Origin of the sequence: Mariniflexile fucanivorans (assembly GCF_004341235.1) — a bacterium.
GTDB classification, from domain to species: domain Bacteria; phylum Bacteroidota; class Bacteroidia; order Flavobacteriales; family Flavobacteriaceae; genus Mariniflexile; species Mariniflexile fucanivorans.
Genome location: NZ_SLUP01000002.1, coordinates 1 through 15,821, shown reverse-complemented (window position 1 = coordinate 15,821; position 15,821 = coordinate 1). Strand labels below are relative to the sequence as shown.

General features: G+C 32.0%; 8 protein-coding genes. 3 read left to right on the top strand and 5 right to left on the bottom strand.

Going from position 1 to position 15,821, the window contains the following annotated elements:
- Window positions 1-138 precede the first annotated feature (138 nt).
- Window positions 139-3,132, top strand: a complete 2,994-nt coding sequence (locus EV196_RS03620) for a sulfatase-like hydrolase/transferase (protein ID WP_132215023.1) — start codon at window positions 139-141, stop codon at window positions 3,130-3,132.
- Window positions 3,133-3,810: 678 nt separating this feature from the next.
- Here the strand turns inward: EV196_RS03620 and EV196_RS03615 are convergent.
- The 5 genes from EV196_RS03615 to EV196_RS20100 all read right to left on the bottom strand — a co-directional run bounded on the left by EV196_RS03615 (window position 3,811) and on the right by EV196_RS20100 (window position 12,443).
- Window positions 3,811-5,163: a T9SS type A sorting domain-containing protein gene (locus EV196_RS03615; RefSeq protein ID WP_132215021.1), complete on the bottom strand. Its 1,353-nt coding sequence runs from the start codon at window positions 5,161-5,163 to the stop codon at window positions 3,811-3,813.
- 178 nt (window positions 5,164-5,341) lie between these two features.
- Entirely contained in the window at window positions 5,342-7,249 is a 1,908-nt protein-coding gene (locus EV196_RS03610; RefSeq protein ID WP_132215019.1) for a sulfatase, read from the bottom strand.
- A gap of 115 nt (window positions 7,250-7,364) precedes the next feature.
- Window positions 7,365-7,733: a hypothetical protein gene (locus EV196_RS03605; RefSeq protein ID WP_132215017.1), complete on the bottom strand. Its 369-nt coding sequence runs from the start codon at window positions 7,731-7,733 to the stop codon at window positions 7,365-7,367.
- A gap of 264 nt (window positions 7,734-7,997) precedes the next feature.
- Entirely contained in the window at window positions 7,998-12,107 is a 4,110-nt protein-coding gene (locus EV196_RS03600; protein WP_165876092.1) for a hybrid sensor histidine kinase/response regulator transcription factor, read from the bottom strand.
- 177 nt (window positions 12,108-12,284) lie between these two features.
- Window positions 12,285-12,443 (bottom strand): hypothetical protein, encoded by a 159-nt coding sequence (locus EV196_RS20100; protein ID WP_317128011.1) that lies wholly within the window; start codon window positions 12,441-12,443, stop codon window positions 12,285-12,287.
- Between the two features lie 306 nt (window positions 12,444-12,749).
- On the opposite strand from EV196_RS20100, the gene EV196_RS03595 reads away from it, so the two are divergent.
- The gene (locus tag EV196_RS03595) at window positions 12,750-13,865 is read left to right on the top strand and encodes an ATP-binding protein (RefSeq protein WP_132215013.1); all 1,116 of its coding nucleotides are present in this window, start codon (window positions 12,750-12,752) and stop codon (window positions 13,863-13,865) included.
- Between the two features lie 1,240 nt (window positions 13,866-15,105).
- Window positions 15,106-15,447: a BfmA/BtgA family mobilization protein gene (locus EV196_RS03590; RefSeq protein WP_243652169.1), complete on the top strand. Its 342-nt coding sequence runs from the start codon at window positions 15,106-15,108 to the stop codon at window positions 15,445-15,447.
- Window positions 15,448-15,821: the final 374 nt, after the last annotated feature.

Here is a 15,821-nt window from a genome sequence, read left to right as displayed (position 1 = left end):
CACTGTAGTATTCAACGTGGTTTATACTAATAGAATCTAAGTTCTTAGTACATAATGGTAGATTTAAACAACTTTTTGATTGAATACAGACAAGGTTTCTTTTCTGTGAAATCTAGCTTTGTATAAAATAATTCAATTATGAGAAATAACACCTTGTTGTTTTTATTTAGTTTACTTTTTTTGTCACAGATATATGGTCAAGAAATTGTTAAGCCAAATATAGTTTTTATTTATGCAGATGACTTAGGTTGGCAAGATACTCAATTAAATGACGTTGGTGATGTTGTCCCATGGGAAACACCAAATATGTTAACATTGGCAGAGAGTGGAGCTAATTTTTTACAAGCCTATGCTTCAGCACCTAGTTGTTCTCCATCAAGAGGAGGTACAATGAGTGGTAGAATGCCTCTTAAAAATAAAATGACCCATGTAGCTGGAGGACAAATACCAGAAGGGAAAGCTACAAATAAAACTATAGAGTCGTATTTTCCGGGTAGATTACAACTAGATGAAGTAACTATAGCTGAAGCCTTGAAACCTTCAGGGTATGTATCTGGTCATATTGGTAAATGGCATATGGCAGCTAATCACAATATTTATCCAGAGGCTGTAGATCAAGGGTTTGATTACCAAGATACTGATAGAGGAATTACGAGATCTATGGATGACAGGTCTGTTGACTTTGCTACTGATGCTGAAGATGATCCTTATCGATTAGATGCAGATGGAAGACCTTATGATGCTGTAACAGAACTTGCGTTGGATTTTATGGATGATAATAAAGATGAACCCTTTTTTCTATATATGGCTCATTGGTTGGTACATTCACCTATACAAACAAGAGATTTAGCATTACTACAATATTATTGTGATAAATTAGGAATTCCTCTGCCAACATCGGATGCTAATATTACGACACCAGGGCAAACAAATCCATATTATGGAGCAATGATTGCTAGTTTAGATTGGAGTTTAGGGAGAGTTGTAGATTATTTAAAAGAGACTGATGACCCAAGAAATCCAGGAAAAAAATTATTTGAAACTACGTATGTTATATTTGCGTCAGATAATGGGGGTGCAGAAATTCATGGTCGAGAAATTATTACAGATAACTATCCTTTAGATTTAGGGAAAACAAATACCAAAGAAGGTGGTTTGCGTACTCCACTAGTTATAACTGGACCTGGTATTGTAGAAAATAAATTATATGATAATATGGTTTCTCATTTAGATTTCTATCCTACAATCATGGAGATGACAGGAGCTGATACTATTCTTGATGAAGCTGTACTTAACAATTTAGATGGTCTAAGTTTATATTCATTTTTAAGAGGAACTGAAACAGAAATAAAAAATAGTGATAACGAAGTAAGAACAGATCTTTTCTGGCACTTTCCACATGGACAAGATGAAAAAGCATCGTCAGCTATTAGAAGTGGAAATTATAAATTGTATAAAATTTATGATAATGGAAATTATTATCAAGCTTACAAATTATATAATGACGATGGATCGGATAATGATATAGAAGAGATGTTTGATGTTATAGATACTATGGATGCGTCGCTTAAAAATGAAATGATCCAAAAATTAGAGACTGTTTTAACAGAGAACAATGTAAGAGTACCACTATTTAATCCAGATTATAATGGTGATCCATTAGATAATCAAGCTATTGTTCCATCTGTTGTCTCAACAGTTTATAACCAGGATACAGGTGTAGCCACAGCAACACTAACTACTAATGCTGGAGATGCTATTATTGAAACGGCTTATTTACTTTATAGAATAGAAGAGGTAGACTCATCAAAAATAGAGTGGTTTGAAATTTCAGCAACTATAAATGGTAACGTGATTACAGCCGATGTGCCAGAAGTAGCTACAGGAGTTATATTTACCTTAGTAGATGAAAATAATTTTTTAGTAAAATCGGAAGCGATATCAATATTTAACCCTCACAAGATAACCCTTAATAGTTCTGTTGGCGAACAATCGTTTAAAGTGGTAAGTGAATATGCTGAATTAATAGGGAGTATAACTATAGGTGGTACAGCTTATTTACAAGCGAGGACTGAAGCAGGAGGAGATGGCGCTAAATTTTATGTAAAAGCCCCTGCTGATGTTGCATCCATAACTTGTGATAAAATTACATTAGGAATTATATCTCAAGCAGGAGATGTTGTAAATGTAGATATTAAAATTGCGGGTGAAACACAAAGTTTTACTTATACAAGTACAAATAATAATACTCCAGAATTATTTGAATTTGACACTCCGGTGACATTTACACAGTCATCTAAAGAAATTCAGGTTATAACAACCTCACTTTCTAATTCAGAAGGATTAACACCGAGAGTGAGATTTGTAGATCTTTTCTTTAATGTATCCGGAGCTACACAACCACTTCATGAAATAACGCTGAATAGTTCAGATTTGGAACAAACTTTTAAAGCTGTAGATAATTATTCAGAATTGATTGGAGGTACAGCGGATGGGAGTGATATTTATTTGCAAATGAGAACAGAATTTGACCCAGCAGATAATCTTGAAGGAGACGGAGCTAAATTTCTTGTGAAATCTGCAGAAGGTTATCAAAGTACATTAAATAAAGTAACATTTGCCTCGAAATCTCAAAAAAATGATATTGTAGACGTTGCAATTACCATAAATGGAGAGACTCAACAGCAAGCTACTTATATAAGTGGTGGGAATAATGAAGGTAATAGTTTCGAGTTTGTATTTGATACCCCACTTACGTTAGCTGACGATGAGACTATAGAAATAAAATTTGTAACCACAGGTCTTTCTAATTCAGAAGATGATGTTGTTGGAAGATTTAGACTTGAAGATATTGTCTTTAGTATAAAAGAAGTTACTTTAGGAATTGATGATATTGGTAAGGGAGATTATAGTCAAGATCTTCGTTTATACCCTAATCCTGTAAAAGATGTTTTTAGTCTTTCTGAAGAAGTAAAATCAGGTGTTTTGTATAACTTGAGTGGCGCTAAATCCTATGAATTTAGTAATAAGCATAGCGATATTGATATATCACATTTACAATCGGGTATATATATATTACATGTGATGTATAAGGATGGCAATAAAAAACATATAAAATTGTTAAAAGAATAAACTTACTTCCTATAACTAAAACATAATCCTTTGTATTAAAGATCGACCTTCTTTGATGCAAAGGGTTTATTTTTTATTTTTTTTTTGAAGGCTATGTAGAACCAATAATCAAAATGGACTTAGAGAAATTAGGATATTATTTGTACTGACTTAAGGAAGCTATAAAATGAAAGCAAATGTTTTATTTGCTAAGTAAAAATGTAAATTTTTATGAATCTCGGGGTTATGAAGTATAATGTCAGTATTCAGGCATTTAGTTATACTAAACCAAACACAGGTGGTTGTATTTAAGAGCCATTATTCATTTTGTTTGATTTAAAAGTAGATGAGGTCCATCAACAATGATTTTACCATATAGTGCACTATTTAGATGATTACTATTTGAAGTTGTAGTAAAGCAAAAAAGTTCCTTAGTTTAAATGTAACTAAGGAACTTTTTTAATCGAAAAGAATTCCTCGAGGCTCTGCCTCGAGGTTTCCGTTGAAATTGTCATTCCCGTGAAATCGTAGATTCATGATTTCAATAATTTAAAATATAAACCAATGAATAAAACGGGAATCTAAATACATAATTTTGGTTTTGACCTTTTCTGGTCAAAATGAAACCAGCGAAATACCTCGAGGCTCTGCCTCGAGGATAGTTGGTTTCAAAAAATTATTTAATAGGTAATTAAGGTTTTATTTTTTTACAATCCTTAAGGATTTAGAACCAAATTCCGTTTTAATATTTGCAATATACATGCCTGTAGCTAAATCACTAATATCATAATTAGACTGTGTATTAAATGTTTTTAACAAACGCCCAGTAACATTATATAATTTTACATTCTCAATGTTTATACTAGAATCTATTTGAAAACTGTTTGTTACAGGATTAGGATAAGCAACAATAGAAGCGCTATTTAATTCAAATTCATTTACAGGTAATGTGGCTGCAGATGGTCCTTGAAAAGCATCTAAATAATACACGTTCCCGGTAGCAAGAAAACCAGCATCTGGTTGATCAAATAATAGGTTTACAGTACTATAAGATACACCTTCTGTAAGTGCAACTCCCGTAAAATCAAAGGTGTATTCTTGCCATTTATCAAAAACAGTAACATCAATTGTTACGCTCTTTTGTTCTACCGTTTCAACTCCATCTCGCAAAAACAATCTTAATCTTCTACCAGAACTTCCATCTACATTAGTTGACGGTACATAGGTCCTTATTTTAAAAATAGCACTTGATTGATCTGCTGTTGTAATTACAGTAGGTAATTGGAACTTTAATTGTGAGTGTGCATCTTCTCCTTTTGTGAATTTGGCAACTAGCGGACTGCTATTTCCTGTAGTAGTTGGTGTAGCTACTGCCGATGCTTGCTCTAAAAATACACCACCTTGTACCTCATTAAGTGTTACGCCAAATGTATCTGGGCTATAGTTATGGTACCACTCATTTCCAGCATCTAAAACGGCTTCTGAATCTAAAGGAGGTACAGCTACCGCCCCATTAATTTGAATACTGTAAATTCTAAAACGAAGAGTCGAAGCAGCATTTTTAACAAATTCATTAAGAGTGAATGTTACATTAGTTGCTGTTGGAGATATAGGAAAAACTATAGTGTAATCAAAAAACTTATGACTGTCAGCAAAATCAGGATCTCCACCATCTTCTACTGTAGTATCAGGTAAATCAAAAGGGAAATCAGCTTGTCCAGCTATAGAAATAACTCCACTTACAGTACTAGCTGCAAATTTTCTATATTTAAATGTTAGTGTTGCATCCATGTTACTACCATCCGTATTTATACTAAAAGTCTCACTAACAGGAGCATCAGTGCCAGAAACAATTTCTTGATTATATTGGATAGATGTACCAGGTTGTGTGAATACAGAACCAATAGAAAGCGCATAAATACCTTGGTTAGATCCAAGACCAAACTCTTGATTTACAGCTTCACTACCAGTGAAAGTTAATGTGTTTGATTGCGCTGAAGCAACAAAAATTGCTGCTAAAAATGCGATTGTAAAAAGTAATTGTTTTTTCATTATATATTTAGTTTTAAATTAGTTAGTCAAAATTAGTGATAAGGCTTGTTTTCGTTTTGCTGAATTTGCTCAAAAGCTTGCTGTTTTCTTGTAAAAGGTTTGTTTGTGTGTTTAAAAACAGAGTTTTATGTTTTTTTAGGATGAATGTTCCCGTTTTGAACTTTTATATAAAAAGGAACTAGTTGCTACTTAATGCATAGTTAGAATACTGTTCTTTTTTGCTATTTAGTCCTTTTATTGTAGGCATTTCAGGATAACTTACTAAGAAATTATGTTCATCAATTAAGTTGATGATATAATGCGTTGTTCCTTTTGGTAAAGTAGCCGATACAGTGGCATCTGAATTAATTTGAGCTTCTGCCTTAAACCATTCTTCATAATTGTGTCCGCCATTTGTAGTATAAATTAAGTTAGCCATAACTACTTTGGCTCCATTTTCTTTATATTTAAAAGTGACTTGGTTGTGGTTTTTAGAGGCAGATAATACGGTAGGAACCGTTTCTTTATGTTCCATATCACTTTTGTAATTTGGGTTGTATGAAGGATAGCTTGCTTTCATTTCTGTTAACATTTCTGTAAGCTTATCATTCATCTCTTTTGCTCTTTTAGAATCAGATATTGCCAAGTTATTAGCTTCTTCTATGTCAACACGTTGTGCTGTTCCTTTAGCAGAATCATACAATCTGTAAAGCTCGAATTCTGGCGTTTTTGGGTTGTTTTTGTAATCGTAATTTCTGATGAATTTATAATCACCAACACGTAAGGTACTTTGGTACGATGAATGTGGAAAGTGCCACATCATGGTAGTTCTTTCTTTTCCATCTTTATCCAAAACCAATTTAGGATTTGTTGGATCTTTTAATAATAAGGTCGATAAATCATCTCCATCTAAATGTTTATCCTTAGGTTTTTCAATATTTAATAATGATAAAATAGTCGGGTAAAAATCAAGGCCGTTTACAACAACGTCAGATTGTACTCCTTTTGTAATACCAGGCCCAGAAATGATTAAAGGGACTCTTGTGCCGCCTTCTTTAGCATTAATCTTTCCTTTGTCTAAAGGGTAATTATCAGTAAAAACTTCTCCGGGGTGTCCTTCCATACCTCCGTTGTCTGAAGTGAAAATAATATAAGTGTTTTCACTTAATTTATGTCCTGGCCATCGGGGGTCTTCGGTTGTTTCTAAATAATTAAAAACTTGTCCCACATAGTAATCCATCATTTCTACCATAGCACAGTAATAAGGGTTGTTTTGACCTTCTAAGTCCCAATGATTAGGATCTGTTGGAAATGCTACGCCTAATTTTTTGCAATATTTTTCTAAAAGCGCTTTACTTCTAGTGTGAATAGGTGCGTGTACTAAAAACGTAGCATAATACAAGAAAAATGGATCCTGTTTATTTTCCTTTAAAAACTTTAAAGCATCCTCACTGTTTTGATGGTAAGGAAAACCGTTTTCATCCAATCGGTAAGGATCAGAAGCATCCGTTGTTGCAAAATCTGTAAGTCTATGTGGTTTTTGAGGTACTGTTGCACCACGATCATGAGTTGTAATATCAAATCCTTGGTCTTCAGGCTGTGGATAGGCCAAGTGATTAATAGCCATGTGCCATTTTCCGGTATGTCCAGTCGTGTATCCTTTTTGTTGCAATACTCTTGCTAATGTCATTTCGTTTTCTGGCATTCGTCCACTATACCATGGGTCCATAATACGTTGTGTATCTTTATTAGCATACACTGTAGGAGGCGCACCACCTACAACATGTGTTTTTTGTGCTCTTGCAGGATGATTTCCACTCATTATGGCAGATCTACTTGGTGCACAGGTAGGCGCAGGGGAGTAGGCTTGCCAAAATTGCACGCCGTTTTTTGCAAAGGCATCAATGTTTGGGGTTTCGTAAGGAGAGGGTTGATCTATGTCGTAGCATTTTACATCTTGCCACCCTAAATCGTCAGTAAGTAAAAGGACTACGTTAGGTTCTGGTCTATCGTCTTTTAAATCTTTATAATTTGATTGTTTTTGAGCATTTACAATAATTGAAATACTACATGCAATGATTATTGATAGAGAATTTTTAAAATTCATTTTGTAAGATTTAATTTTTTATATTACAGATACAAAATTGTTTGTATTGTGATTAAAAAAAATGCATTAACATTATTTTGTTAATGCATTTAGCAATACCATAAAATATGGTAATTTATTCTTTTTTATTCTTTTTCTTGTTATTTTTTTTCTTCTTACTAGCATTAATTATTTCAGTTGATCTTTCTTTTCCAAGAGCAGCAGTTAATTTTTTAGCGAAGTCAGCGCCATTAGCTTTTACTTCTTCTTTATATTTAGCAGGGTCACTTTCTTTTAAATCTCTTAAACTGAAATGCTTAATCGCAAATGCATTATTTAACTCCGTAAATGTTTCTTTTTCTAAATCTGATAACTTAGTAATTTTTTCAATTAGTTCAATTTTGTTATTCGTTGCTTTTATAGCACGTTTTTCATTTTTAGATTGTGCCATCGCAGATATACTAATTAATAACACGGCTAATACTGTTAAGATACTTTTCTTCATTTTAAAATTAAATTAAATTAAACATTTTACTAGAGTTACTTTAATACCTATTAGACTGTTTTATATATGTAATTGGTATTGTTATAGATATGATGCTCATACCTATGCAAATTTACATTTGATTAAAACAAAACCCTTTCTCATTTTCATCATTGTTTTGCTCTAATTGTACTTTTATGTAAGGATTTCACTTATTAAGTGCTATTGCTGTTTATTTTGAAATAATAATAATATTCCGAGAGTGAAGTATGACGTTTATTGGAATTATGAATTTTTTAAATACTCGGATGGCGAAACGCCGTGCAACTTTTTAAATGAAGTAGAAAAATAAGAGTTAGACTCAATACCAATTTGGTACATAACCTCTGTAACATTGGCGCCATCATTTTTATTCAATAATTCGGCAGCGCGCTGTAGTCTAAAATTTCGTAAATAAGCATTAGGAATTTGCCCTGTAAGTTGTTTTAAGCGGCGGTAAAAATGAGAGGCGCTTAAATTCATTTTTGCGGATAATTCTTCAACACCAAAATTGGAATCGGAAATGTTTTCTTCAATAATATTAATAATTTCGTTTAAAAAGTCCTCATCTCGGGTAGATAATTCAATTCCTTTTTTTGGAAGTGTACTGTTCTTTTTGAAATATTCTTTTATTTTAATATGATTTTCAATAAGTTTTTTAATCCGTAATTCTAAAACTTTTATTGAGAATGGTTTACTTACATACTCGTCTGCACCAAACTCCAAGCCTTTAATGGTATCTTCATTAGTACCTAATGCTGTTAATAGAAGCACAGGAATGTGACATGTTTCAGGGTTTGATTTAATTTTTTCACAGAAAGCAAAACCATCCATTTCAGGCATCATAACATCACTAATTACAAGGGTAGGTTCACGTTGTTTTATTTTCTCTAAGCCCTCAACGCCATTGTTTGCTATGGTAATATTGTATTCTTCAGAAAGTGTACTTATTAAAAAGTTTTGAACATCTTCTTCGTCTTCAACAATTAATATATGGTGTTCTTTTAGTTTATCTATTGAAACTTCATTTAAGGTTTCTTTTTTATAATCGGTAGATAGTGGTACCCAATCTTTAATAAATGATTTTGTATTGGTATTAACTTCAACATCATTATAGTCTTCCATGTTACCTGTTGGTATTAAAACAGAAAATCTAGTTTCTACACCTGGTTCACTTTTTACTGAAATTTCTCCTTGGAGTAAATTAATGAGCGATTTACAAAATGCCAATCCAATACCACCACCACTTACACGTTGATCTAAATGCCCTAATTGATAAAATCTTTCAAAAATATTATCTAAATCTTTTGCAGGTATTCCTTTTCCATTATCTATAACATCTATGCGTATCATTCTTGTGTCCTTTACGTAAATGATATCAGATTCGATGCTTATGCTTCCGTTAGCAGGTGTGTTTTTAAATGCGTTAGATAATAAGTTGAAAAGAATTCGTTCTACTTTTTCTGTGTCTATTACAATTTCTTCATTTGGAGAATTAACTTTGTAGAAGAAATTTATATTTTTTTCAAAGGCATAATTTTCAAAGGCCTCGGTTGTTGGGTATATAAAACCACCTAAAGTATTCTGGCTAAAATTTAAATCTATAAAGCCTTGTTCTGCTTTTCTAAAGGTTATTAATTGATCGACCAAGTTAAGTAGTCGTTTTGTGTTTTTTTGAATTATGGCTAAATACTTTGTGTTAACAGCATCTTGTTTGGAAGCAATAATATGCTCTAAAGGTCCAGCAATTAAGGTAAGAGGTGTTCTAAACTCATGTGATATATTGGTGAAATATCTAAATTTACCTTGATTTATTGTATCTAATCGCTCTTTGTCGAGCTGTTCATATTTTAAGCGCTGTTTTAGCTTTTCATGTTGAACAAAATATATAATAATGCCAACACCTACTAAAATAGTTAGTAAAAAGAAGAGCAAATAACTCCACCACGTTTGATACCATGGTGGTAATATAATGATTTTTAAGCTCTTTATTTCTGGGCTCCAAACACCATCACCGTTTGCGGCTTTTACTTGAAACACATAATCACCTGCCGAAAGATTCGTATAGGTTACTGTAGTTTTACCACTTTGTTCTTCAATCCAAGTATTGTTAAATCCTTCTAGTTTATAGGCTAATTTATTTTTTGATGGGGTAGAAGTATGCTCAGCTACCAATTGAAAAGCAATAGTCTGTTCATTTTGGCTTATAGAGATACTATTTGTTTCTGAAATGGATTTTTCAAGAATAACTGTGTTATCTAGCTTTTCTCCAATTTCTATTACTTTATTATTTACTAAAAGTGATGTGATAATGACTCTTGGAGGCGTGCTGTTTAATTGAATGTTTTCAGGTTTAAAAAGGGTTAAACCATTTAATCCCCCAAAATAAAAATAACCAGAGTTGCCTTTAAATGATGCACCTTGTCTAAAATTATTTTGAGCCAAACCATCTCTTACATCAAAAACATCTACACCATTGGTTTTGGTATTGAATTTTACAATCCCCATATCCGTACTAATCCATAAGTTGCTATCATTTTCTTGTAAAATTCCATAAATAGCATCATCGGGTAAAATATTGTTCTTTCTGAAATGCTCTATTTTAGTGGGAACCCCTTCATTATCCAAACTTATTTTGTTTAATCCACCACCAAATGTTCCTGCCCAAATACTTCCTTGTAGGTCTTCATGGAGTGAAAAAATATTTGGGTAGCTTAAGTTTAAGCTGTTAGTTCCTTCATCCGAAAGACGATTTTCAATATTGATTTTTTCGCCATTAAAAGTCCCATAATACAAACCATTACTAGTACCGAACCATAGCCTCTGTTTTTTGTCTTTTAGTACAGTTTGGTATATTGTTTTAGGATCTATATCTAAAATGGTTACCGCTTCTATTTGAGGGTTTTTTTCACCTTGTATTTTGTCCCAAGGGTTTTTTATAACAGTAATTCGATAACCTGTAAAAAGTAAATGATTTTCATCTATTTGGCATATGCTACGATATAATTGTTCTTGGACAGTTATGCCGTTATTTTTTAAAATTATTTTTTTAAAACTATTTTTAAGGGGACTATAAACCATTATGCCTAAATCTGTGCCAAACCAGATATACCCTTTTTTGTCCTCAAAAATACACCTTATTATATTTTTGTCTCCAAATACATCAAGCTGCTTAGATAAGTTTTCAAATTTAATTGTGTTTACAGTTTTTTCGTTGATTGAATTGGTACTTCTACATAAATCCTTATTGAACGAAGAAACCCATAATTTACCATTTTTGTCTTCTAAAATGGAAGTGATTAAATTATCACTTATTGATTGTTTATCGTAAGGGTTTTTGGAATAGTTAATAAATTGTTTTTGCGCAATATCCAATTTATTAATACCCCCTTGTGCCGTACCAATCCATAAAACGTCATAATTATCTTGAAAAATGACATTAATTAAATTACTGCTTAAGCCAAGATCGTTTTTCGGGTTGTAGGTATAGCTTATAAATTCATCTTCCAATTCTAAATATTTTAAAAGACCAAATTCTCTTGTGCCTACCCAGATAGCTCCATTGTTATCTTCAAAAATTGTGTTTATTCTTAATGGGGATTTTGCTTTGTTTTGGCTGTTTTTATTATCGTATTTGCGAATAATATGGATTCGACCATTTTCTAAGCTTGTTTTAAATAGGCCATCATAAGTCCCAATCCAGAGAATGTTTTGTATGTTTTTAATGGATGTAATATTGCTACCCTCAAAATCATCAAAATTAATTATTCGTTCTATTTTTGAATTAATATCAATATTGTTTTTGTTGAAATAAACCTGTTTTAAACTGTTTGCAGTAGCTAAAATCAATGAGTTTTTATTTGTAAAACTGAATTGATTTATAGCAGTTACGTTGGTATATGAATCTAAAAAATTATCGGAAACTTTAAATACACCTTTGTCAACATCTGTAACAACACAGGCATATAATTTATTTTCGCCCGTAAACCATATGGCACCATTTGGTCCAGAAGAGATCTTACTTATATTTAATTTTGAGGTTAACGGTATGGTGTAAAACTTTTCAAGCCAAGGGATATACACATTGATGCCTACATTAGTGCCTATCCATAAGATGCCATTAGAATCGTTGAATAAGCACGTGATGAAGTTGCTAGAAATCTTTCCATTGGTTTTGGTTTGTGATGTATAAGTTTCAAACTCATAACCATCATATTTTATTAACCCGTTAGGGGTGCCAAACCATAAATAACCATAACGGTCTTGAGAAATGGCGTTTATAGTATTTTGATTAAATCCTTCTTTGTTGGAAAACCTTTCAAAGTTTTGAGCACTCAAGAAAAGAGAACTAGACATACAAAAGCCTATCAAAAATATTGATAAAATAAATTTGGAATATTTAAATTCTTTGATCATTAAACTTTGAATTTTTTAATGGCAATTTTTGTCACAACAGATTGCAACAAAGATAGAAATTGCATTAATTTAATCTTCTAAAAATGACTCCAATTTTCCAACCATTTTTGTACTACCTTAGAAAAAAGGAATGCGTTGGTGTAATTCTGTGGGTATGATATCTAAAATTCTTTGGTTACTACTTATTGCTTTTCTAACAGCTTGTATGGCAATGTAGGCCATTGGATTTTCATCGTAAAGCAGTAGTAACTTGCCTTCTTTATTTTTGGTGTTGATTGTATGCCTTTCAGCGGAGAAAGAGGACTATCCAAATTTTCATTTTTTTGAGGGTTTGTAGGGTCTAAAAGCATTCTCTTTTTTTTTTTTACCTCCACCGAATTTGCTCCTTTTTAACAAAAGTTTAAGAGTTTTTTTACGCTTTTGGTTGGATTTGGTGCCAAATGCCGTTAATATACTACGATAGAAATAAGTAGGACCCTTTCTTTTTCTAGATCAACGTTTTAAAAAGCTTCTAAATTTAAATAAATTTCGCTCAATATAATCCCTAAAAAACATTATATTTGGGGATTACAATCACTGAATATGATTAAAAGAAACTTAGAAGAGCAAATAAATAACCGTTTTGGCAAAGGAAAAGCCATTATTTTAATTGGTCCACGACAAGTGGGTAAAACCACGCTTTTTAATAAGTTGTTAAAAAATAAAGAGCATTTGTTTCTTAATGGAGACGATCCTACAGTTAGAAAAATCTTGACCAACCCCAATATAGAGCAACTTAAAAATATTATAGGAAACTATAAAGTTGTAATTATTGACGAAGCACAGCGTATTGAAAATATTGGTCTTACTTTAAAATTAATAACCGATCAACTTAAATCTGTTCAATTATTGGTAAGTGGCTCTTCGGCTTTCGAGCTTAATAATCAAACACAAGAAACGCTAACAGGACGAAAATGGGAGTATCAATTATATCCTATTTCGTGGAATGAGTTTGAAAATAATGTAGGTTATTTAAAAGCGCAACAACAACTAGAATTGCGTATCGTGTACGGAATGTACCCAGATGTTATCAATAATTTTGGGGATGAAAAAGACATCTTAAAACAATTAACAGATAGTTATCTGTATAAAGATATTCTGAGTTATGGTGGTATTCGTAAGCCTGAAATTATTGAAAAATTATTACGAGCTTTAGCATTTCAAATTGGGAGTGAGGTAAGTTATAATGAACTGGCGCAATTATTAGGTGTTGATAAGAAAACCGTATCTAATTATATCGATTTACTTTGTCAAGCCTATGTTGTTTTTAAGCTTCCAAGTTTCAGCAAAAATTTACGTAATGAAATAAAAACCAATCAAAAAATATATTTCTATGATACAGGCGTACGGAATATGATTATTGGCGATTTAAATCATTTAGAAGTACGCCAAGATAAAGGTAACCTTTGGGAAAATTTTTTAATAGCCGAACGGTTAAAGCACAACGCCTACACAAGTTCATTAAGTAAAGGTTATTTCTGGAGAACCACGCAGCAACAAGAAATTGATTATGTAGCCGAAGAAGCAGGAAAAGTTACAGGCTTTGAAATAAAATGGAATCCAAAAAGTAAAGTCAAAATCCCTAAAACATTTGTAGAAACCTATAATACAGAAGTAAAAGTTATTACAAATGAAAATTTTAGGGAGTTTTTAAAATAGTATATAGTTTAGAAAAAATATAATGAACCAAAACAAATAATACATTTGGTTCGATCAAAAATAGAAAACTCAGTTACTGAATCAAATAAGAAGTCTAAAGAAGATTTAAAGAAGGTTTTACGGAAAGATATTTATAATACAACCCAACTTTTGGAAACCTTTAATAAGTTGATGATGCTTGGTGGTTAAAATATTGACGCTAAAGAATATTTGTGATATATAATATATGAAGCTTTGATTGATAGAAAATAAAATCTTCATAGACACCACCCAATTTTAAAAAAAAGCCATAAAAACTAATGTTTTTGGTTTTTTTTAGTTTTAATGAGAATCCTTATTACATACAGCTATATTGAAACGATTTCAAACTCTTATCCATATAATTGAAAAGATTAAAACTTAAATAATCCATTCAGCCCATTTCCTTCCATTACTCGAAAAGCTACATTTCAAGCAAATCGCTTCACTTAAAAAATCTTGGACACAATCCCAAAGTTGATAGGAAATTATATTCATCACCAACGATTGGTATCAAATGTTGTCGTATTTAGCAAAGATTTCAACTTAGGAATAGAGTCCGCTTCAGAAACAAATCCCTTCATCTTTTTACTCCACAAAGTTTTAAAATTCAGAACGAGACGGACTGCATAACCAGTCGCGCACTCCCTTTTATAAGTCCTTACTCATACTGAATTTTAGCATTGGTTACTGAAAAGGTAACGTGTCGGCACTATGGGAAGTAAATGGAATTAAATGAATCGTATGTTCATTGTTTTTATAAAATTGACTAAAAATGGTTTAAACATTAAAATTCAGTTTAGTAAAGTTCATTTAAAAAAAGGAAAACGCTTTGGATATAATAAGTATATGGATATATGCCATTATGGCAACCAATTGACAGCATTTTAAATCAAATTATATGGCGTAAATATTGTGCTATTTTAAGTAAATGCAATAAAATTAAAGTCAAAACTTCGTCGGTTTTATTAAGGATAGTTTAAAATATTAATATTAGTCCTGTTAAAAAATGGATTAATACCAATCATCCAAATCTGGCTGTTTAGCTTTTGATAAAAAGTATGAAAGACCGAAATGAAATGAAGGAATGGAATAGCAAGAGGGTAACACGCTAACGCGATGTTACAGTTGAGATTATTATATAAATAACTGAAAATCAATTATTTATAAATTTAAAAAAATATTGAAAGCAAACGCTTTGCAACAAAACGCTTTAAAACCCTTGAAAACAGGCATTTATTTGCAACAAAAAATGACAGGATATTCAAAATACAGCTTTTCTGGGATCAATGTAAAGAAGGACGTTGCCATAAAATTTAGAAAATTCTCAAAGCAGATTTCTAAATCCCATACAGATGCCTTGGAAACCATGCTCCATTTCTTTGAACGGAATGATTTGTCACCAGACGACGATTTAGGAATCAATAACAATAGAACAAACAAACGCATCAATGCTGTGATAGCTATTTTAAAGAATATCGAAAAGACCCAAACCAAACCTACGGTAGCCATGCTGCAATCTCTTTTTGAACAAGCTGACCTCCTAAGAAGAAATTGTTTATAGAAAAAAATCCTCCAGAAAATACAAGAAATGTGCGTTTTGGAGAAATTAAAAACCTGGAAATTGATGAAGAATGGAGACAGTAAACTACATATCACATCTCAATACTATCTTGGAAACGTTTAATAACGATGAACGAATTAAACAAGGGCATATCACTTTGTATCTGGCATTCTTTCATTTATGGAACAGAAAGTTTTTCAAAGAAACCATAACAGTAAATCGTGAGCTCATAATGGAACGGGCAAAAATCAAATCAAAAACAACTTATCATAATCATGTTGCAAAAAACGGGCATAGTATACCACCCACAGCGGATTAAAGTGAGCATAGTGCGGCGGGTGAAAGTGAACCACCCACAGCGGACGAAAGTGAAC